Consider the following 16,648-nt stretch of genomic DNA (forward strand, 5'->3'; position numbering starts at 1 on the left):
GTCGGGCTTTTTGCTGTTGCCAAGGTTGGTCGCAAGCCTGCGGCCAACCTTGCCGTTTCGTCACACGTGGAAGCGCGACACCATCTGCCGCAGATTGCCGGTCAGGCCGTGCAACTCGCCGATGGCACCGGAGGTGTGGCCAGCGGCCTCGGCGTTCTGTGCCGCCGCCTGCGCGATCTGCTCGACGTGGCGGGTGATCTCCTCGCTGGCGTGACCCTGCTCCGACAGCGCCTGCGAAATGTCATTCACCACCGCCACCACGCCGCCGGCGCTGTCACGGATCTGGCGGATCGACTCGCCGCCCTTCTCCGCCAGAGCCAGCCCGGATTTCACCCGCTCCACCGCCTCTTCCATATTGCTGCGCGATGCCTCGGAGCCGTTCTGGATCTCGCGGATCATCACCGCGATCTCCTGCGTCGCCTGACCGGTGCGCTCCGACAGCTTGCGCACCTCGTCGGCGACCACGGCAAAACCACGGCCCAGCTCACCGGCCCGCGCCGCCTCGATCGCCGCATTCAGTGCCAGCAGGTTGGTCTGGTCGGCGATGTCCTTGATCACCTGCATGATGGTGGAGATGGTCTGCGTCTTGCTGACCAGATCGCCGATGGTCAGCGCCGCCTGATCCACCGATTCGTTGATGCGGTGCATCTCGTCCACCGCGCGCGAGATCACCTCGCCGCCGCTGTGCGACAGCTGGCCGGAGCTGGCCGATACCGCGTGCGCGTGGCTGGCCAGTTCGGAAATCTGCTTGATGCTTGCAGTCAGCTCCTCGATCGAGGCAGCCATGTCGCTGGCGGCGCGGCTTTGCTGCTCGGAACCGGTGGCCACCGCGGTGGCACTGCCGGAAATATTGCCGGCCATGCCGGTCAGGCTATGGCTGCTGTCGGCGATGCCGCCGACCAGTTCGCGCAGGTGCTGCTGCATGTCGGCCACCGCCGCCAGCAGGCTGTCCTTGTCGCTGGCCGCCACCGGCACCGCGACATTGAGCTGGCCCTGGGCGATCTGGCGCACCACGTCGCGCGTCAGCGCCGGCTCGCCGCCCAGCTGCTGCATCACGCTGCGGCGGGTCAGGTAGCCGATCAGCACCACCAGCAGCAGCGCGACAAAGATCTCGGCGAACAACAGCAGCGCGGTATTGCGCAGCGCCAGCGCCACGTCGTCCAGATAGATGCCGGTGCCCACCACCCAACCCCACTTGCCACTGGTGGCGAGATAGGACAGCTTAGGCTGCGGCTGGTCGAAACCCGGTTTGTCCCACACGTAGGACACGAAATTGCGGCCGTTGCCGTCGCGCACCGCTGTCTCGAACAGCTCGCCGAGGTTGACGCCGGTCGGATCCTTGATGCTCTTCAGGTTGGTGCCGGCCAGCTGCGGCTTGGCGCCGTGCGCCACCCACACCCAGGCGGGATCAAAGGCAAAGAAATACTCGCGCTCGTCGTAGCGCATGCTGTTGAGCACGGTAATCGCCTGCTGCTTGGCATCAGCCTCGGACAGCTTGCCGGCAGCGGCCATCTCCTCGTAACCCTTGATCAGGGTGACCGCGCTCTCGACCAGGTTACGCACCTTGGCCTCGCGGTCGGCGTACAGCGAGGCGCGCTCGAAGTACAGTGTGATGCCGCCGATGATACAGAGCAGCACCGCTACCAGTACCACCTGCAATTGCAAACGTCGCCTCAATGACATCGTTCCCTTACTGCTCATCGCTACTCTCCTTGTCGTTTTATGTCGCCGTGTGGGCCGGCGTGCTTATTTAGTATCACTTTATGTAAACCACCACTAGAGCAATTGCCCTTTTTAAAGCATTTAACCAGAAAAAAACCCGGCCTGGGCCGGGCAAAACAGCGATAGCGGGTAATCCCTCATCGTGGACAGGGTTACCTCATCGTCGGCATCACCAATTCGGCGCACAGTTTTACCTGCCAGCGCGCGGTCATGGCCTGCATGCGGCGAAAGAAGCCCCACTTCCGGGCCGTACCCGTGTTGGTCGCCGAACAGTGATGCCTCGCCACCAAAGCGGTGGCACACCATCGGCAGCGGGATAGGTAGGTTGGCCCCGATCATGCCGACCTGGATGCGGCCGCCAAACTCGCACGCAGCCGTCACGGGGCGGGTAAAGATGTTGCGGTCGCTGCCATACTGGTGCGCGTTGAGCAGCGGTACCGCACTATCGAAATCGGGCAGCCGTGCCACCGGCAGTATGTGACGGCGGAATCCGGCCAGAGGTCAGCTCACAAGGGCGGAAGACGACGGCTAGGCGGTATAGACGGGTTGCTGGCCGGAAGCAGAAAGTGATTGCTTGAGCAAGGCAACGATCAGCGGCGGCTACGCTGACCGAGGGCCGGCTACCGTGACACACATGCTGCCCCCAATGCTGCAATCAGCACATAGCCAGCACCGCTGCCGGCATGAATTGTCTTAGGCGACACGAGGTGATGGGATAGGAATCGCATGCCGTGTGCTGCCGCATCACCTACCATGCGGTAGCACACAATAACACCGACGGCTGTGCCTGCTTTTCACGCCCAGCGACCAGCGTTAGCTACTAGACTAAGGTGCAGGCAATGCCGAAGCACCGACGACAGCAGGCGGCAACGGTGCGGGAGCCACCTACGTGGCGAGGGCAATAAAAAAGCCGGCTTGCGCCGGCTTTTTTACTTGAAGCTGCTTATTCAGCGGCTTCTACTGCAACTGCTTCTTCTGCACGATCCACCAGTTCAACCAGTGCCATCGGAGCGTTGTCGCCCTGACGGAAGCCGTACTTCAGAATACGCACATAGCCACCATTGCGGTTAGCAAAACGTGGGCCGAGTTCGTCAAACAGTTTTACAACCATTTCACGATCACGAGTGCGGTCAAAAGCCAGACGACGGTTGGCCAGCGATGGCTTCTTACCCAGGGTAATCAGCGGCTCGGCGACACGGCGCAGTTCTTTGGCCTTTGGCAGAGTAGTCACGATCACTTCGTGACGCAGCAACGAGTTAGCCATGTTGCGAAGCATCGCAAGACGGTGGCTGCTCGTACGGTTCAATTTACGATTACTGTTACGATGACGCATTTTAGTGTCCTTTTATCCCGACTTACGGCTTCTCAAGACCAGCCGGTGGCCAGTTCTCAAGTTTCATGCCAAGGGTCAGGCCTTTAGAAGCGAGAACTTCCTTGATCTCATTCAGAGACTTGCGACCAAGGTTCGGAGTCTTCAGCAGCTCGGTTTCCGTACGCTGAATGAGATCACCGATGTAGTAAATGTTCTCTGCCTTCAGACAGTTGGCGGAACGTACCGTAAGTTCGAGATCGTCAACCGGACGCAGCAAGATCGGATCGATCGGCGGCGCCTTTTCAACGATTTCCTCAACTGCGGTGCCTTGCAAGTCTGCAAAAATCGACAGCTGATCAACCAGGATGCGGGCAGCAATACGCACTGCTTCTTCCGGCTCGATCACGCCATTGGTCTCGATGTCCAGCACCAGACGGTCAAGGTCTGTGCGCTGCTCCACACGGGCGCTCTCAACATTGAAGCTGCAGCGGTTCACCGGGGAGAACGAAGCATCGAGCTGGATGGTGCCGATGGTACGGTTGTCATCATGGCTGATACGGGCGGAAACTGGCTGATAGCCACGGCCCTTCTCAACTTTGACTTCCATATCAATCTTGCCGCCAACCGACAGGTTGCAGATGACGTGATCAGGGTTGATCACCTCAACATCGTGCGGCAATTCCAGATCACCAGCCAGGACAGGGCCTTCACCTTCCTTTTTCAGGGAAAGAATGACACTGTCACGACCATGCAGTTTGAGTACTACACCCTTCAGGTTCAGAAGAATGTCAACGACATCCTCCCGAACACCGTCAAGAGCGGAATACTCATGCAAAACGCCAGCAATAGTAACTTCGGTCGGTGCGTAACCAGGCATCGACGAGAGCAGGATCCGGCGCAGGGCGTTACCCAGAGTATGGGCATAACCACGCTCGAACGGCTCCATCGACACACGGGCGTGTGTAGCCGAAACCGGCTGCACATCGATCAAACGCGGTTTCAGAAATTCCGAAGCGCTGTTTTGCATAGTCATTCCTTAAGAGCTAGCGATTACTTGGAGTAATATTCCACAACGAGCTGCTCGTTGATATCGCTAGACAGCTCGGAACGCTCAGGAGCAGTCTTGAAGACACCTTCCATCTTCTTGCTGTCAACAGCAACCCACGAAGGGAAGCCGATTTGCTCGGCCAGCGCCAAGCCTTCCTGAATACGCACTTGCTTCTTGGACTTTTCGCGAATAGCAACAACGTCGCCTGCTTTCACTTGGAAAGAAGGAATATTCACAATCTGACCATTCACAGTGATTGCCTTGTGGCTAACCAGCTGACGTGCTTCAGCACGGGTGGAACCAAAGCCCATGCGATAAACAACGTTGTCCAGACGAGCTTCAAGGATCTTCAGCAGGTTTTCACCGGTGGAGCCTTGACGACGAGCTGCTTCAGCAAAGTACTTACGGAATTGACGTTCCATAATGCCGTAAATACGACGAACTTTCTGCTTTTCACGCAGCTGTACACCATAGTCAGACAGACGGCCTTTTTTCGCGCCGTGCTGACCAGGAGGGGTATCAAGCTTACACTTGGAATCAAGTGCGCGACGGGCACTCTTCAGGAAGAGATCAGTCCCTTCGCGACGAGCAAGCTTACATTTTGGGCCAATATAACGTGCCATGTTCTCAGACTCTCCGGATTAGATACGACGTTTCTTGGGAGGGCGACATCCGTTATGTGGTACCGGAGTCACGTCGGAGATGCTGGTAACTTTGAAGCCAAGGGCGTTCAGGGCACGCACGGAGGATTCACGACCAGGGCCTGGGCCCTTGATACGAACCTCAAGGTTCTTTACACCATATTCTTGGGCAACTTTACCAGCGTGCTCTGCAGCTACCTGAGCTGCAAACGGTGTACTTTTACGCGAGCCTTTAAAACCAGCACCGCCGGAGGTAGCCCAAGACAAAGCATTCCCTTGACGGTCAGTGATGGTGATGATGGTGTTATTAAAGGAAGCGTGAACGTGGACGATGCCATCGCTTACGCTTTTGCGTACCTTTTTGCGTACACGCACTGCTGTGTTTGCTTTAGCCATTATCTATGTTCCTTATTACTTCTTGCCGGCGATCGGCTTGCGCGGACCCTTACGGGTGCGTGCATTCGTGCGGGTGCGCTGACCACGGCAAGGCAGACCGCGACGATGGCGGAAACCGCGATAAGAACCCATGTCCATCAAACGCTTGATGCTCATGGTAATTTCGCGACGCAGGTCACCTTCAACAGTGAACTTGCTGACTTCTACACGCAGAGATTCCATCTCGGCTTCGGTCAAATCCTTGATCTTGGAAGAAGGATTAACGCTCGCGGAAGCACAAATGAGCTTCGCACGAGTAGAACCGATGCCATAGATAGCCTGCAGGCCGATAACGGCATGCGCATGATTGGGGATGTTTACCCCTGCAATACGGGCCATTCTCTTTCCTTAAGCTTTACGAGCTTGAAAAGGTTGCGATTGTAACATACGAAAACCTGGCTAACAAATGTTAGCCTTGTTTTTGTTTGTGACGCGGATCAGTGCAGATCACTCGTACCACACGATTGCGGCGAATGATTTTGCAGTTACGGCAAATTTTCTTTACCGAAGGTTGTACACGCATTTCAGTTCCTTTCTATCTGAAAAGAGCAAGTGCGACTACTTCGCACGGAACACAATACGGGCACGGGACAAATCATAAGGTGTCATTTCTACTGTCACCTTATCTCCCGGCAGGATGCGGATGTAGTGCATCCGCATCTTTCCGGAAATATACCCGAGCACAATGTGTCCATTCTCGAGCTTGACCTTGAAAGTTGCGCTAGGCAAATTTTCCAGGATCTCGCCCTGCATCTGGATGGTATCTTCTTTAGCCATAAAACTGCTACCGTTGACCGTCAGCGACCGGATGCGCCCTTGAAGTTGGCCTTCTTGAGCAACCCGTCATACTGGTGAGACAACACGTAGGACTGGACCTGCGCCATGAAGTCCATTGTCACGACAACAATGATCAACAGCGAAGTCCCGCCAAAGTAGAACGGTACATTCCACTTCAGGATCAGGAACTCAGGCAACAAGCAAACCAGCGTGATGTAGATCGCACCAATAAGTGTTAGACGGAGAATGATTTTCTCAATATAACGCGACGTCTGCTCACCCGGACGGATACCCGGAATGAACGCACCGCTTTTCTTCAGGTTATCAGCCGTTTCCTTGGGGTTGAACACAAGGGCGGTATAGAAGTAACAGAAGAAAACGATAGCAGCAGCATAGAGCAGAACATACAGCGGCTGACCAGGATGCAACTTGTCTGCAACAGACTTCAGCACACCCAAGCCTTCGGTATTACCAAACCAGCCCAGTACGGTTGCCGGGAAAAGAATGATGCTGGATGCAAAAATCGGCGGGATGACCCCGGCCATATTCAGCTTCAGTGGCATATGCGTCGACTGGCCCTGCATCACGCGGTTGCCAACCTGCCGCTTGGCGTAGTTGACCAGCACTTTACGTTGGCCGCGTTCAACGAACACCACCAGGTAAGTGACAGCAATCACGCCCGCAAACAAGGCAATCGCCAGCAGGATGGACAAGGAGCCCTGGCTAGCCAGGGTCAGTGTCTGACCGATCGATCCGGGAATGCCAGCGGCAATACCCGAACAGATGATCAACGAAATACCATTTCCCAAACCACGTTCGGTAATCTGCTCGCCCAGCCACATGAGGAACATGGTGCCGGTGACCAGGGTCACCACGGTCGTTACATAAAACTCGGTCTGACCACTCAGCACCAGCTCCGGTTGCTTGAACAGCATGACAGCAATACCGAAACTCTGGAACGTAGCCAAAAAGAGCGTTGCATAACGCGTGTACTGAGTGATTTTGCGACGGCCAGCATCACCCTCCTTCTTCAACTGCTTCAGCGTTGGAACAATTTCTGAAGCCAGTTGAAGAATGATGGAGGCGGAGATGTACGGCATGATGCCCAGGGCAAATACCGAAAATCTCGACAGGGCCCCGCCCGAGAACATGTTGAACATGTCAAGCAGGCCCGTCTGTGATGACTGGAACAACTTCGCTAGTTCTACCGGATTGATACCAGGCACCGGAACGTGGGCACCGATGCGATAAACAATCAGCGCGCCGATCAAAAAGAAAATCCGCTGCTTGAGGTCACCAAATTTACTGGCATTACCAACTAGAGAAGCATTCGCCACGAGCTTTACCTTATTCTACGAAGCTACCGCCAGCGGCTTCGATTGCAGCCTTGGCACCAGCGGTGGCAGCGATGCCACGCAGTTTAAGAGCACGCTCAACCTTGCCGGACAGGATGACTTTTGCACCCAGAGCTTGCGTCGGCACGATGCCGGCTTGCTTCAGGGACAACAGGTCGATCTCGTCAACCGGCATCAGCGCCAGTTCGGACAAGCGAACTTCGGCTACATCGCCAGCAGTCAGGGACTTGAAGCCACGCTTCGGCAGGCGACGTTGCAGAGGCATCTGACCGCCTTCGAAACCTACCTTGTGGAAGCCACCAGCACGGCTCTTCTGACCTTTGTGACCACGGCCAGCAGTCTTGCCCAGACCGCTACCGATACCACGACCCACGCGACGCTTTGCGTGTTTGGCACCGGCTGCAGGCTTAATAGTATTCAGCAGCATATTAACCCTCGCTCTTAACCAGGTAGCTGATCTTGTTGATCATGCCACGGTTAGCAGGAGTATCAATCACTTCAACGACTTGGTTGATCTTCTTCAGACCCAGACCATTCGCGCAAGCTTTATGAGACTCGATGCGACCAATCAGACTCTTAACCAGAGTCACACGGATTTTTTTAACATCACTCATGATCCGCTCCCAGAATCTGAGCAACGGTCAGGCCACGCTTCGCAGCGATCTGCGAAGGAGTTGCCATTTTGCTCAAACCGTCAATCGTAGCGCGAACCACGTTGTACGGGTTGGTCGAGCCATGGATCTTGGCAGTAACGTTGTGTACGCCCAGTGCTTCGAATACAGCGCGCATAGGACCACCAGCTTTAACACCGGCACCCTCTTTAGCTGGCTGCATGAACACAGTGGTCGCACCGTGCTTGCCGACAACAGCATGATGGATGGTGCCGTTTTTCAGCGGAACCTTGATCATGTTGCGACGAGCCTGCTCCATACCTTTTTGCACAGCAACTGGCACTTCTTTCGAACGCCCTTTGCCCATGCCAATACCACCGTCAGCATCGCCAACTACGGTCAGAGCCGAGAAGGCCATGATACGACCGCCCTTCACCACTTTGGTGACGCGGTTTACGCCGATCATCTTCTCGATCAGACCATCGCCACGATCTTCGATCTCGTGCTTAGCCATTCTTAACTCCGATTAGAATACAAGACCGTTTTCACGGGCTGCGTCAGCCAGGGCTTTGATACGGCCATGGTATTTGAAACCCGAACGATCGAAAGCAACTTGGTTGATACCAGCAGCCTTAGCTTTTTCAGCAATGTTCTTGCCAACAACCGCAGCAGCAGCGGTGTTGCCGCCATTGCTCAGGTCGGCACGCACAGCGGACTCCAGGGAGGAGGCGCTAGCCAGAACAACATTACCGGTTGCGTCAATCACTTGAGCATAGATATGGCTGTTAGTGCGATGAACGCACAGACGAGCCACCTTGAGCTCCGCAATACGGGCACGGGTTTTACGTGCGCGGCGGAGTCGAGTCTGTTTCTTGTCCATTTCAGGGCCTCAATTACTTCTTCTTGGTTTCTTTCAGAACCACAACCTCGTCGGCATAACGCACGCCCTTGCCCTTGTAAGGCTCTGGGGAACGATAAGCACGGATCTCGGCTGCGACCTGGCCAACCAACTGCTTGTTGGCACCCTTGATCAAAATCTCGGTCTGAGTCGGGGTTTCACACTTGATGCCGGCTGGCATGGCGTGAACAACCGGGTGCGAGAAACCAAGGGACAGGTTGAGTGCTTCACCTTGGGCTTGAGCGCGGTAACCCACACCCACCAGGTTCAGCTTTTTCTCAAAACCCTTGCTAACACCAATGACCATGTTGTTCAGCAGCGCGCGCAGGGTTCCGGACATGGAACGTGCGAACTTGCTGTCGTTCTTGGCGGCAAATTCGAGCTGGTTATCAACCAGCTTGACTTCAACATCAGCACACAGTGCTGTGCTCAAAGAGCCGAGAGCGCCTTTTACAGTCACTTCTTCAGCACCGAATTTCACTTCTACGCCAGCAGGGATGACTACCGGGTTTTTTGCTACGCGAGACATTCAACCCTCCGATTAGGCTACGACGCAGAGCAGTTCGCCGCCGATACCGGCTGCACGTGCTTTACGATCAGTCATCACACCACTTGAAGTCGAAACGATAGCGACACCAAGACCGTTCATTACTTTAGGGATCTCGTTGGAACCCTTGTAAACGCGCAGACCTGGGCGCGAAACGCGCTCGATCTTCTCGATTACCGGACGACCAACGTAGTACTTCAATTCAATTTCCAGAACCGGCTTTTTATCAGCATCGGTAACAGAAAAAGTCTCGATATAACCCTCTTCCTTCAACACCTGAGCAATGGCCACCTTCAACTTGGAAGAAGGCATTGCAACAACGGCTTTAGCAGCACGTTGGGCGTTGCGGATACGAGTCAACATATCGGAGATAGGATCTTGCATGCTCATTCTGTATCTCCTATTACCAGCTGGCTTTAGTCACGCCCGGGATCTCGCCTTTCATGGCGAGTTCGCGCAGCTTGTTACGTGCCAAACCGAATTTACGGAATACACCGCGAGGGCGACCAGTCAGTGCGCAGCGGCGGCGCTGGCGAACCGGGCTAGCATTACGCGGCAGGGTCTGCAGTTGCAGACGAGCAGCAAAACGCTCTTCTTCGGAAAGATTCTGGTTATTGATGATAGCGAGGAGCGCTTCACGCTTGCCGGCGTACTTAGCCACGAGCTTAGCGCGCTTCTCTTCACGATTAATCAAAGCTAGAGTTGCCATGTGCTTAGCCCTTGAACGGGAATTTGAACGCAGCCAGCAAAGCGCGGGCTTCCTCATCGGTCTTTGCAGTAGTGGTGATAGTGATGTTCATACCACGCAAAGCATCGATTTTGTCGTATTCGATTTCCGGGAAAATGATCTGCTCTTTAACGCCCATGTTGTAGTTACCACGGCCATCAAAGGATTTGGCAGAAACGCCACGGAAGTCGCGTACGCGAGGCAGCGAGATCGTAACCAGACGATCCAGGAACTCGTACATGCGTTCACGACGCAGGGTCACTTTGCAACCAACCGGGTAGTGGTCACGGATTTTGAAACCCGCGATCGACTTACGTGCGGTAGTCACAACTGGCTTCTGACCGGCAATCTTTTCCAGGTCGGAAACAGCGTGATCCATTACTTTCTTGTCAGCTACAGCCTCGCCCACGCCCATGTTGAGAGTGATCTTCTCAATGCGCGGAACTTCCATCAGGGACTTGTAACCGAACTGTTTTACCAGCTCTGGTACAACAGTGTTTTTGTAAAAATCGTACAGACGTGCCATCTTCACCCCTTACGCGCCGATAACTTCGCCGGTGGATTTGAAGATACGCACCTTGCGGCCGTCCTCAAGCACCTTGAAGCCTACGCGGTCAGCTTTCTGGCTACCCGCATTGAAAATAGCGACGTTAGATACATCAATCGGCATAGTCTTTTCAACGATGCCACCAGCGACACCACGTACTGGATTAGGCTTCTGGTGTTTTTTCACCAGGTTGATGCCTTCCACTACGACTTTGCCTTCCAGGACACGCAGAACGGAACCGCGCTTGCCCTTGTCTTTACCGGTGATTACTACGACTTCATCACCTTTACGAATTTTGCGCATCTGTGGTCTCCTTACAGCACTTCTGGCGCGAGCGAAACGATCTTCATGAAACGCTCGGTACGAAGCTCACGAGTCACCGGCCCGAAAATACGGGTACCGATAGGCTCCAGCTTATTGTTCAGAAGAACTGCAGCGTTGCCATCAAACTTGATGAGCGAACCGTCAGGACGGCGAACGCCCTTGGCAGTACGCACGACAACAGCGTTGTACACATCACCTTTTTTCACGCGACCGCGAGGTGCTGCATCCTTGATGCTCACCTTGATGATGTCGCCCACGCCAGCGTAGCGACGCTTGGAGCCGCCCAACACCTTGATGCACATAACAGAACGCGCACCAGTGTTGTCTGCAACATCCAAAATGGACTGCATTTGAATCATTTGATTACCTTTCTATCCAACTTAATTCCGTCACTTTCTTTCACCTTCAAGAAGATGAAAGAAACGCCACCTAAAGTAAGGTGGCGTATCCAACGGCCAGTCTTGGACCCCGTAAGGGATGACTTCGGCTGAACACCGAATCACACATTATACAGAGGGGCAAGCCCCCCTGCAAGCATTACACACAGATTAAACTGCGCGCTCTACCAGTGAGGTCACAACCCAAGTTTTCGTCCGGGAGAGTGGACGAGTTTCGCTGATCACAACGAGATCGCCAGTTTTGTACTGGTTGGTTTCGTCATGAGCGTGAAACTTTTTGGAGCGACGAACAATTTTACCGTAGATAGGGTGCTTTACTTTGCGCTCTACCAGAACAGTAACGGTCTTGTTCATCTTATCGCTGACTACTTTGCCGACCAGCGTGCGGACTACTTTAGTTTCGCTCATCTCAGGCAGCCTTTTCTTTCAGAACAGTGCGGGTACGGGCGATATCGCGACGCACCTTTTTCAGCTCACTATTCTTGGCGAGCTGTTGAGTTGCGTGCTGCATGCGCAGTGCAAATTGCGCCTTCAGCAAACCAAGCAACTCGGCCTTCAGCTCATCAACACTTTTCGCTCTCAGTTCGGATGCTTTCATTGCTGACCCACCTGTTTAATTACAAACACTGTCGGAATAGGCAACTTGGCAGCTGCAAGACGGAAGGCTTCGCGTGCCAGTTCTTCGGCAACACCATCCATCTCGTACAACATTTTGCCTGGCTGAATTTCGGCCACGAAGTATTCCGGACTACCCTTACCCCCACCCATACGAACTTCGGCTGGCTTGGAAGTGATTGGCTTGTCTGGGAATACGCGGATCCAGATGCGACCGCCACGCTTGATGTGACGAGTCATAGCACGACGAGCCGCTTCGATTTGACGGGCAGTCAGACGACCACGACCGATTGCTTTCAAACCAAAATCGCCGAAGCTAACTTTGTTGCCGCGGGTCGCGATACCAGTATTGCGACCTTTCTGCTGTTTACGGTATTTCAGTCTAGTTGGCTGCAGCATTTCGAGCTCCTGCCTTTCTGGATTTCTTCTCTGGTGCTACAGGGGCAGCCTGGACTTGACCTGGCTTGATATCACCCTTGTATACCCATACCTTGATGCCGATAACACCGTAGGTGGTGTGAGCTTCAGAAGTAGCGTAGTCAACATCTGCACGCAGAGTGTGCAGAGGTACGCGGCCTTCACGGTACCATTCGCTACGAGCGATATCGATACCATTCAGACGACCGGAGCTCATGATCTTGATGCCCTGGGCACCCATGCGCATTGCATTTTGCATGGAACGCTTCATGGCACGACGGAACATCACACGCTTTTCCAGCTGCGAGGCGATACCGTCGGCGATGATCTGAGCATCGATCTCTGGCTTGCGAACTTCTTCGATATTGACGTGCACAGGCACACCAAGACGACGCTGCAGTTCTTTCTTCAGAACTTCAATGTCTTCGCCTTTCTTACCGATAACAACACCTGGACGGGCGCTGTGAATGGTAATACGGGCGGACTTGGCTGGACGCTCGATAACAACACGACCTACCGAAGCATGCGCCAGGCGCTTCTTCAGGAACTCGCGTACATCGATGTCTTGCTTCAGCTGGCCGGCAAAGTCATGCGAATTTGCAAACCATTTGGAAGACCAGTTTTTAGTCACTGCGAGACGGAAACCCGTCGGATGAATCTTCTGACCCATAGCTTACCCCTTAGTTGCCAACACTGAGCGTGATATGGCAGGTCTGCTTCTCAATGCGGTTACCGCGGCCTTTGGCACGGGCGGAGAAACGCTTGAGGCTAGGACCCTTATCAACGTAGATGGAAGTCACCTTGAGGGTGTCGATATCAGCGCCTTCGTTATGCTCAGCATTGGCGATAGCGGACTCAAGCACCTTCTTGATGAGCGCGGCACCCTTTTTCGGGCTGAAGGTCAGGATATTCAGTGCCTGGCCGACGGCTTGGCCGCGGATCAGGTCTGCAACCAGACGGCATTTTTGTGCCGACAGGCGTGCATTATTAAGTTGTGCAGAAACTCTCATCGCATCACCTTATTTCTTCTTGGCCTTCTTGTCAGCCGCGTGGCCTTTGAAGGTACGAGTCAGCGAGAATTCACCGAGCTTGTGGCCAACCATGTTTTCGGAAACATACACCGGAACGTGCGTACGACCGTTGTGAACCGCAATGGTCAGACCGATGAAGTCAGGCAAAATCGTCGAACGGCGCGACCAAGTCTTGATTGGACGCTTGTCGCTCGTTGCACGCACCGCATCCACTTTTTTCAGCAGGTGCAGGTCAACGAACGGGCCTTTTTTAAGCGAACGTGCCATAGCTCAATTACCCTTTATTCGAGAAGCGACGACGTACAATCATGTTGTCAGTGCGCTTGTTACGACGTGTACGGAAGCCCTTAGTCGGGGTACCCCACGGACTAACAGGAACACGACCTTCACCTGTACGGCCTTCACCACCACCGTGTGGGTGGTCAACCGGGTTCATGGCAGTACCGCGAACTGTTGGGCGGATACCGCGCCAACGGTTTGCACCGGCCTTACCAATCTTGCGCAGGCTATGTTCTTCGTTGCCCACTTCGCCAACAGTGGCGCGGCAGTCAACGTGTACACGACGGATCTCGCCAGAGCGCAGACGCAGCTGAGCGTAGATGCCTTCACGAGCCAGCAGCATGGCGGAGCAGCCGGCGGAACGGGCAATTTGCGCGCCCTTGCCTGGTTGCAGCTCGATGCAGTGGATGGTGGTACCAACCGGGATATTACGGATTGGCAAGGCATTACCAGCTTTGATCGGTGCTTCGGAACCGGACATCAGCTCAGCACCAACCTTTACGCCACGCGGGGCAATGATGTAGCGACGCTCACCATCCGCGTAACACAGCAGCGCGATGTTGGCTGTACGGTTTGGATCGTATTCGATACGCTCAACCTTGGCCGGAACCGCGTCTTTGTTACGACGGAAATCGATGATGCGATACTGTTTCTTGTGACCACCACCCATGTGACGGGTAGTGATGTGGCCGTTGTTGTTACGGCCACCGGTCGAGTTTTTCTTCTCAACCAGTGCGGCGTGCGGGCGGCCTTTGTACAGGTCAGGGTTTACCACCTTGACAACAGCACGGCGACCAGCAGACGTCGGTTTTACTTTTACCAGAGCCATAGTCTATCTCCTTATTCCGCAGCAACAGGGGTAGCGGTCAGGTCGATTTCTTGACCTTGGGCAAGGCTCACGTAAGCCTTTTTCCAGTCTTTGCGCTTGCCGACGAAACGGCCGAAACGCTTGGACTTGCCCTTAACATTCAGCGTGGAAACGCCATCAACCTTGACGTTGAACAGCAGTTCAACGGCAGCCTTGATTTCAGGCTTGGTTGCATTGGCAACCACGCGGAATACCACCTGCTGGTTTTTCTCGGCAACCATGGTGCTCTTTTCAGAAACCACCGGCGCCAAAATTACTTGCAGCAAACGTTCCTGATTCATGCCCATTGCTCCTCGAGTTGCTTGATGGCATCACGGGTGATAACAACCTTCTTGAAACGAACAAGGCTGAACGGGTCAGCTTGCTGAGCTTCAATCACCAGGACGTTTGGCAAGTTGCGGGAAGACAGATACAGGTTCTCGTCGAGCTCGCCAGTGATGAACAGAGCACGATCCAGACCCAGGGACTTCACCTTGGCGGCAAATTCCTTTGTCTTTGGCGTTTCAACTGTCAGGCTGTCCACGACGATCAAACGCTCGTCACGTACCAGCTGCGACAGGATCGTAGCCATACCGGCACGGTATTGCTTACGGTTAACCTTGTGCGTGAAGTTTTCGTCAGGCGAATTCGGGAACGCACGACCACCACCACGCCACAGTGGCGAGGAAGTCATACCGGCACGAGCACGACCGGTGCCCTTTTGACGGAATGGCTTCTTGGTGGAGTGTTTTACTTCAGCACGAGTCAACTGCGCACGGTTACCACTGCGCGCATTTGCCAAGAATGCAGTTACTACCTGATGCACCAGCGCTTCGTTGTAGTCACGGGCGAAGAGTGCTTCAGAGGCTTGCAGGGCTTCAACTTGCTGGCCCTGGGCGTTGATCACTTTCAATTCCATCATGCACCTGCCTTCACGCTAGGACGCACCACTACATCACCGTTCTTGGCACCAGGCACAGCACCCTTCACCAGAAGCAGTTGACGCTCCACATCAACACGGACAACTTCCAGGCACTGGATAGTGCTCTTGACGTTACCGTACTGACCAGCCATACGCTTACCCGGGAAAACGCGACCCGGATCTTGCGCCTGACCGATGGAACCGGCGGAGTTGTGAGAAACAGAGTTACCGTGCGAAGCGCGGTTGGAACTGAAGTTGTGACGCTTGATGGCGCCGGAGAAGCCCTTACCTTTCGAGGTACCAGTTACGTCGACCAACTGGCCAACCTGGAAAATCTCGACGGAGATGGCATCACCAACGTTCAGCGATGCCAGTGCCTCTGAGGACAGAGGGAACTCGCGCATAACGCGAGCGGCATCAACGCCAGCTTTGGCAAAGTGACCGGCCTGAGCCTTGGTTACACGATTTGCCTTGCGAACACCTGCTGCAACCTGAACGGCAGTGTAGCCATCAGTTTCAGCAGTCTTTACTTGCGATACGCGGTTTGCGGACATATCCAGCACAGTTACCGGGATGGTTGCGCCATCTTCAGCAAAAATGCGGGTCATGCCGACTTTGCGACCGACCAGACCTAAAGTCATGTTTATTTCCTTTACAGGCGCCGATTACGATTGACCGGCTTACTCAAAAGAAAAGCGGACTCACCACAATGGTGAGTCCGCTAATGTAACAATAAAATTCAATAACCGCAAGCACTTAGCTCACGGCGCATGAAATAGTGCTGTTACTGTAGCTTGATTTCTACATCCACACCGGCTGGCAGGTCCAGCTTCATCAGCGCATCAACAGTCTTGTCGGTCGGATCAACGATGTCCATCAGACGCAGGTGCGTACGGATTTCCAGCTGATCGCGGGACGACTTGTTAACGTGCGGGGAACGCAGGATGTTGAAACGCTCGATTTTGGTCGGCAGCGGAACCGGGCCCTTAACAACGGCACCAGTGCGCTTGGCGGTTTCAACGATTTCCTGTGCGGAGCGGTCGATCAGGTTGTAATCGAAAGCTTTCAGGCGGATACGGATTTTTTGGCTTTGCATATCGTTCTCGGCTTCCGATTAGGCGATGATTTTGGCAACAACGCCAGCACCAACGGTGCGACCACCTTCACGGATGGCGAAACGCAGACCTTCTTCCAT

The 16,648-nt window shown here is 54.5% G+C and carries 31 protein-coding genes and 1 pseudogene; all 32 read right to left on the reverse strand.

The features are described from left to right. Nucleotides 1–60: 60 nt before the first annotated feature. Nucleotides 61–1,683: a methyl-accepting chemotaxis protein gene (locus NOM55_RS16435; protein WP_255909743.1), complete on the reverse strand. Its 1,623-nt coding sequence runs from the start codon at nucleotides 1,681–1,683 to the stop codon at nucleotides 61–63. Nucleotides 1,684–1,803: 120 nt separating this feature from the next. Then, entirely contained in the window at nucleotides 1,804–2,190 is a 387-nt protein-coding gene (locus NOM55_RS16440) for an aldehyde dehydrogenase family protein (RefSeq protein ID WP_255909734.1), read from the reverse strand. A 475-nt stretch (nucleotides 2,191–2,665) separates the two neighbouring features. Further along, nucleotides 2,666–3,055, reverse strand: coding sequence for a 50S ribosomal protein L17 (gene rplQ / locus NOM55_RS16445; RefSeq protein WP_047967686.1), 390 nt, complete (start codon nucleotides 3,053–3,055; stop codon nucleotides 2,666–2,668). Between the two features lie 22 nt (nucleotides 3,056–3,077). Further along, a complete protein-coding gene (gene rpoA, locus NOM55_RS16450; protein WP_120809396.1) occupies nucleotides 3,078–4,061 on the reverse strand; it encodes a DNA-directed RNA polymerase subunit alpha in 984 nt (327 codons plus the stop codon). Between the two features lie 23 nt (nucleotides 4,062–4,084). Then, the gene (gene rpsD / locus NOM55_RS16455; RefSeq protein ID WP_047967688.1) at nucleotides 4,085–4,705 is read right to left on the reverse strand and encodes a 30S ribosomal protein S4; all 621 of its coding nucleotides are present in this window, start codon (nucleotides 4,703–4,705) and stop codon (nucleotides 4,085–4,087) included. An 18-nt stretch (nucleotides 4,706–4,723) separates the two neighbouring features. Continuing rightward, entirely contained in the window at nucleotides 4,724–5,119 is a 396-nt protein-coding gene (rpsK, locus tag NOM55_RS16460) for a 30S ribosomal protein S11 (RefSeq protein ID WP_017507353.1), read from the reverse strand. Nucleotides 5,120–5,134: 15 nt separating this feature from the next. Beyond that, nucleotides 5,135–5,497: a 30S ribosomal protein S13 gene (gene rpsM / locus NOM55_RS16465; RefSeq protein WP_047967689.1), complete on the reverse strand. Its 363-nt coding sequence runs from the start codon at nucleotides 5,495–5,497 to the stop codon at nucleotides 5,135–5,137. 70 nt (nucleotides 5,498–5,567) lie between these two features. Beyond that, nucleotides 5,568–5,681, reverse strand: a complete 114-nt coding sequence (gene rpmJ / locus NOM55_RS16470; protein ID WP_011137711.1) for a 50S ribosomal protein L36 — start codon at nucleotides 5,679–5,681, stop codon at nucleotides 5,568–5,570. A gap of 35 nt (nucleotides 5,682–5,716) precedes the next feature. Continuing rightward, entirely contained in the window at nucleotides 5,717–5,935 is a 219-nt protein-coding gene (gene infA / locus NOM55_RS16475) for a translation initiation factor IF-1 (RefSeq protein WP_047967690.1), read from the reverse strand. Between the two features lie 20 nt (nucleotides 5,936–5,955). Continuing rightward, a complete protein-coding gene (secY, locus tag NOM55_RS16480; RefSeq protein WP_047967691.1) occupies nucleotides 5,956–7,272 on the reverse strand; it encodes a preprotein translocase subunit SecY in 1,317 nt (438 codons plus the stop codon). Nucleotides 7,273–7,282: 10 nt separating this feature from the next. After that, nucleotides 7,283–7,717 (reverse strand): 50S ribosomal protein L15, encoded by a 435-nt coding sequence (gene rplO / locus NOM55_RS16485; RefSeq protein ID WP_047967692.1) that lies wholly within the window; start codon nucleotides 7,715–7,717, stop codon nucleotides 7,283–7,285. 1 nt (nucleotide 7,718) lies between these two features. Continuing rightward, the gene (gene rpmD / locus NOM55_RS16490; protein WP_047967693.1) at nucleotides 7,719–7,904 is read right to left on the reverse strand and encodes a 50S ribosomal protein L30; all 186 of its coding nucleotides are present in this window, start codon (nucleotides 7,902–7,904) and stop codon (nucleotides 7,719–7,721) included. Then, a complete protein-coding gene (rpsE, locus tag NOM55_RS16495) occupies nucleotides 7,897–8,415 on the reverse strand; it encodes a 30S ribosomal protein S5 (protein WP_047967694.1) in 519 nt (172 codons plus the stop codon). Before rpsE ends, rpmD begins: the two co-directional genes overlap by 8 nt. 12 nt (nucleotides 8,416–8,427) lie before the next feature. Beyond that, nucleotides 8,428–8,781: a 50S ribosomal protein L18 gene (gene rplR / locus NOM55_RS16500; protein ID WP_047967695.1), complete on the reverse strand. Its 354-nt coding sequence runs from the start codon at nucleotides 8,779–8,781 to the stop codon at nucleotides 8,428–8,430. A gap of 13 nt (nucleotides 8,782–8,794) precedes the next feature. Further along, nucleotides 8,795–9,328 carry a 50S ribosomal protein L6 gene (gene rplF / locus NOM55_RS16505; protein WP_047967696.1) on the reverse strand — a complete coding sequence of 178 codons (534 nt, stop codon included), beginning with the start codon at nucleotides 9,326–9,328 and terminating at the stop codon, nucleotides 8,795–8,797. A gap of 12 nt (nucleotides 9,329–9,340) precedes the next feature. Further along, complete coding sequence (gene rpsH, locus NOM55_RS16510) at nucleotides 9,341–9,736, reverse strand: 30S ribosomal protein S8 (protein ID WP_047967697.1); 396 nt, start codon at nucleotides 9,734–9,736, stop codon at nucleotides 9,341–9,343. Nucleotides 9,737–9,749: 13 nt separating this feature from the next. Next, nucleotides 9,750–10,055, reverse strand: coding sequence for a 30S ribosomal protein S14 (gene rpsN, locus NOM55_RS16515; RefSeq protein WP_082133788.1), 306 nt, complete (start codon nucleotides 10,053–10,055; stop codon nucleotides 9,750–9,752). 4 nt (nucleotides 10,056–10,059) lie between these two features. After that, nucleotides 10,060–10,599: a 50S ribosomal protein L5 gene (gene rplE, locus NOM55_RS16520; RefSeq protein WP_047967711.1), complete on the reverse strand. Its 540-nt coding sequence runs from the start codon at nucleotides 10,597–10,599 to the stop codon at nucleotides 10,060–10,062. A 9-nt stretch (nucleotides 10,600–10,608) separates the two neighbouring features. Beyond that, nucleotides 10,609–10,923, reverse strand: coding sequence for a 50S ribosomal protein L24 (rplX, locus tag NOM55_RS16525; RefSeq protein ID WP_047967698.1), 315 nt, complete (start codon nucleotides 10,921–10,923; stop codon nucleotides 10,609–10,611). An 11-nt stretch (nucleotides 10,924–10,934) separates the two neighbouring features. After that, entirely contained in the window at nucleotides 10,935–11,303 is a 369-nt protein-coding gene (gene rplN / locus NOM55_RS16530; protein ID WP_047967699.1) for a 50S ribosomal protein L14, read from the reverse strand. 189 nt (nucleotides 11,304–11,492) lie between these two features. Further along, a complete protein-coding gene (rpsQ, locus tag NOM55_RS16535; protein WP_047967700.1) occupies nucleotides 11,493–11,750 on the reverse strand; it encodes a 30S ribosomal protein S17 in 258 nt (85 codons plus the stop codon). A 1-nt stretch (nucleotide 11,751) separates the two neighbouring features. Next, entirely contained in the window at nucleotides 11,752–11,940 is a 189-nt protein-coding gene (gene rpmC, locus NOM55_RS16540; protein WP_047967701.1) for a 50S ribosomal protein L29, read from the reverse strand. Then, complete coding sequence (gene rplP / locus NOM55_RS16545) at nucleotides 11,937–12,356, reverse strand: 50S ribosomal protein L16 (RefSeq protein ID WP_047967702.1); 420 nt, start codon at nucleotides 12,354–12,356, stop codon at nucleotides 11,937–11,939. The genes rpmC and rplP overlap by 4 nt, the downstream gene beginning before the upstream one ends. Further along, nucleotides 12,340–13,044, reverse strand: coding sequence for a 30S ribosomal protein S3 (gene rpsC / locus NOM55_RS16550; RefSeq protein WP_255909736.1), 705 nt, complete (start codon nucleotides 13,042–13,044; stop codon nucleotides 12,340–12,342). The genes rplP and rpsC overlap by 17 nt, the downstream gene beginning before the upstream one ends. 10 nt (nucleotides 13,045–13,054) lie before the next feature. Then, nucleotides 13,055–13,384: a 50S ribosomal protein L22 gene (gene rplV, locus NOM55_RS16555; protein WP_047967704.1), complete on the reverse strand. Its 330-nt coding sequence runs from the start codon at nucleotides 13,382–13,384 to the stop codon at nucleotides 13,055–13,057. A gap of 9 nt (nucleotides 13,385–13,393) precedes the next feature. Then, the gene (gene rpsS, locus NOM55_RS16560) at nucleotides 13,394–13,672 is read right to left on the reverse strand and encodes a 30S ribosomal protein S19 (RefSeq protein ID WP_047967705.1); all 279 of its coding nucleotides are present in this window, start codon (nucleotides 13,670–13,672) and stop codon (nucleotides 13,394–13,396) included. A 7-nt stretch (nucleotides 13,673–13,679) separates the two neighbouring features. Continuing rightward, entirely contained in the window at nucleotides 13,680–14,513 is an 834-nt protein-coding gene (gene rplB / locus NOM55_RS16565; RefSeq protein WP_082133789.1) for a 50S ribosomal protein L2, read from the reverse strand. An 11-nt stretch (nucleotides 14,514–14,524) separates the two neighbouring features. Next, on the reverse strand, nucleotides 14,525–14,833 hold the full coding sequence (gene rplW, locus NOM55_RS16570; RefSeq protein ID WP_047967712.1) for a 50S ribosomal protein L23: 309 nt from the start codon (nucleotides 14,831–14,833) through the stop codon (nucleotides 14,525–14,527). Beyond that, nucleotides 14,830–15,450, reverse strand: coding sequence for a 50S ribosomal protein L4 (gene rplD / locus NOM55_RS16575; RefSeq protein WP_047967713.1), 621 nt, complete (start codon nucleotides 15,448–15,450; stop codon nucleotides 14,830–14,832). Before rplD ends, rplW begins: the two co-directional genes overlap by 4 nt. Next, nucleotides 15,450–16,094: a 50S ribosomal protein L3 gene (rplC, locus tag NOM55_RS16580; RefSeq protein WP_255909738.1), complete on the reverse strand. Its 645-nt coding sequence runs from the start codon at nucleotides 16,092–16,094 to the stop codon at nucleotides 15,450–15,452. The genes rplD and rplC overlap by 1 nt, the downstream gene beginning before the upstream one ends. Nucleotides 16,095–16,237: 143 nt before the next feature. Further along, on the reverse strand, nucleotides 16,238–16,549 hold the full coding sequence (gene rpsJ / locus NOM55_RS16585) for a 30S ribosomal protein S10 (protein WP_047967708.1): 312 nt from the start codon (nucleotides 16,547–16,549) through the stop codon (nucleotides 16,238–16,240). A gap of 18 nt (nucleotides 16,550–16,567) precedes the next feature. Further along, nucleotides 16,568–16,648: pseudogene (locus NOM55_RS16590) on the reverse strand (elongation factor Tu); the annotation flags it as partial.

Source organism: Vogesella sp. AC12 (assembly GCF_024437575.1).
GTDB classification, from domain to species: Bacteria; Pseudomonadota; Gammaproteobacteria; order Burkholderiales; family Chromobacteriaceae; genus Vogesella; species Vogesella indigofera.

What these genes read in the sequence shown, in the direction of transcription:
- NOM55_RS16435 (WP_255909743.1), bottom strand. Translation starts at nt 1,683, where the DNA reads ATGTCATTGAGGCGACGTTTGCAATTGCAGGTGGTACTGGTAGCGGTG.
- rplQ (WP_047967686.1), bottom strand. Translation starts at nt 3,055, where the DNA reads ATGCGTCATCGTAACAGTAATCGTAAATTGAACCGTACGAGCAGCCAC.
- rpoA (WP_120809396.1), bottom strand. Translation starts at nt 4,061, where the DNA reads ATGCAAAACAGCGCTTCGGAATTTCTGAAACCGCGTTTGATCGATGTG.
- rpsD (WP_047967688.1), bottom strand. Translation starts at nt 4,705, where the DNA reads ATGGCACGTTATATTGGCCCAAAATGTAAGCTTGCTCGTCGCGAAGGG.
- rpsK (WP_017507353.1), bottom strand. Translation starts at nt 5,119, where the DNA reads ATGGCTAAAGCAAACACAGCAGTGCGTGTACGCAAAAAGGTACGCAAA.
- rpsM (WP_047967689.1), bottom strand. Translation starts at nt 5,497, where the DNA reads ATGGCCCGTATTGCAGGGGTAAACATCCCCAATCATGCGCATGCCGTT.
- rpmJ (WP_011137711.1), bottom strand. Translation starts at nt 5,681, where the DNA reads ATGCGTGTACAACCTTCGGTAAAGAAAATTTGCCGTAACTGCAAAATC.
- infA (WP_047967690.1), bottom strand. Translation starts at nt 5,935, where the DNA reads ATGGCTAAAGAAGATACCATCCAGATGCAGGGCGAGATCCTGGAAAAT.
- rplO (WP_047967692.1), bottom strand. Translation starts at nt 7,717, where the DNA reads ATGCTGCTGAATACTATTAAGCCTGCAGCCGGTGCCAAACACGCAAAG.
- rpmD (WP_047967693.1), bottom strand. Translation starts at nt 7,904, where the DNA reads ATGAGTGATGTTAAAAAAATCCGTGTGACTCTGGTTAAGAGTCTGATT.
- rpsE (WP_047967694.1), bottom strand. Translation starts at nt 8,415, where the DNA reads ATGGCTAAGCACGAGATCGAAGATCGTGGCGATGGTCTGATCGAGAAG.
- rplR (WP_047967695.1), bottom strand. Translation starts at nt 8,781, where the DNA reads ATGGACAAGAAACAGACTCGACTCCGCCGCGCACGTAAAACCCGTGCC.
- rplF (WP_047967696.1), bottom strand. Translation starts at nt 9,328, where the DNA reads ATGTCTCGCGTAGCAAAAAACCCGGTAGTCATCCCTGCTGGCGTAGAA.
- rpsH (WP_047967697.1), bottom strand. Translation starts at nt 9,736, where the DNA reads ATGAGCATGCAAGATCCTATCTCCGATATGTTGACTCGTATCCGCAAC.
- rpsN (WP_082133788.1), bottom strand. Translation starts at nt 10,055, where the DNA reads ATGGCAACTCTAGCTTTGATTAATCGTGAAGAGAAGCGCGCTAAGCTC.
- rplE (WP_047967711.1), bottom strand. Translation starts at nt 10,599, where the DNA reads ATGGCACGTCTGTACGATTTTTACAAAAACACTGTTGTACCAGAGCTG.
- rplX (WP_047967698.1), bottom strand. Translation starts at nt 10,923, where the DNA reads ATGCGCAAAATTCGTAAAGGTGATGAAGTCGTAGTAATCACCGGTAAA.
- rplN (WP_047967699.1), bottom strand. Translation starts at nt 11,303, where the DNA reads ATGATTCAAATGCAGTCCATTTTGGATGTTGCAGACAACACTGGTGCG.
- rpsQ (WP_047967700.1), bottom strand. Translation starts at nt 11,750, where the DNA reads ATGAGCGAAACTAAAGTAGTCCGCACGCTGGTCGGCAAAGTAGTCAGC.
- rpmC (WP_047967701.1), bottom strand. Translation starts at nt 11,940, where the DNA reads ATGAAAGCATCCGAACTGAGAGCGAAAAGTGTTGATGAGCTGAAGGCC.
- rplP (WP_047967702.1), bottom strand. Translation starts at nt 12,356, where the DNA reads ATGCTGCAGCCAACTAGACTGAAATACCGTAAACAGCAGAAAGGTCGC.
- rpsC (WP_255909736.1), bottom strand. Translation starts at nt 13,044, where the DNA reads ATGGGTCAGAAGATTCATCCGACGGGTTTCCGTCTCGCAGTGACTAAA.
- rplV (WP_047967704.1), bottom strand. Translation starts at nt 13,384, where the DNA reads ATGAGAGTTTCTGCACAACTTAATAATGCACGCCTGTCGGCACAAAAA.
- rpsS (WP_047967705.1), bottom strand. Translation starts at nt 13,672, where the DNA reads ATGGCACGTTCGCTTAAAAAAGGCCCGTTCGTTGACCTGCACCTGCTG.
- rplB (WP_082133789.1), bottom strand. Translation starts at nt 14,513, where the DNA reads ATGGCTCTGGTAAAAGTAAAACCGACGTCTGCTGGTCGCCGTGCTGTT.
- rplW (WP_047967712.1), bottom strand. Translation starts at nt 14,833, where the DNA reads ATGAATCAGGAACGTTTGCTGCAAGTAATTTTGGCGCCGGTGGTTTCT.
- rplD (WP_047967713.1), bottom strand. Translation starts at nt 15,450, where the DNA reads ATGGAATTGAAAGTGATCAACGCCCAGGGCCAGCAAGTTGAAGCCCTG.
- rplC (WP_255909738.1), bottom strand. Translation starts at nt 16,094, where the DNA reads ATGACTTTAGGTCTGGTCGGTCGCAAAGTCGGCATGACCCGCATTTTT.
- rpsJ (WP_047967708.1), bottom strand. Translation starts at nt 16,549, where the DNA reads ATGCAAAGCCAAAAAATCCGTATCCGCCTGAAAGCTTTCGATTACAAC.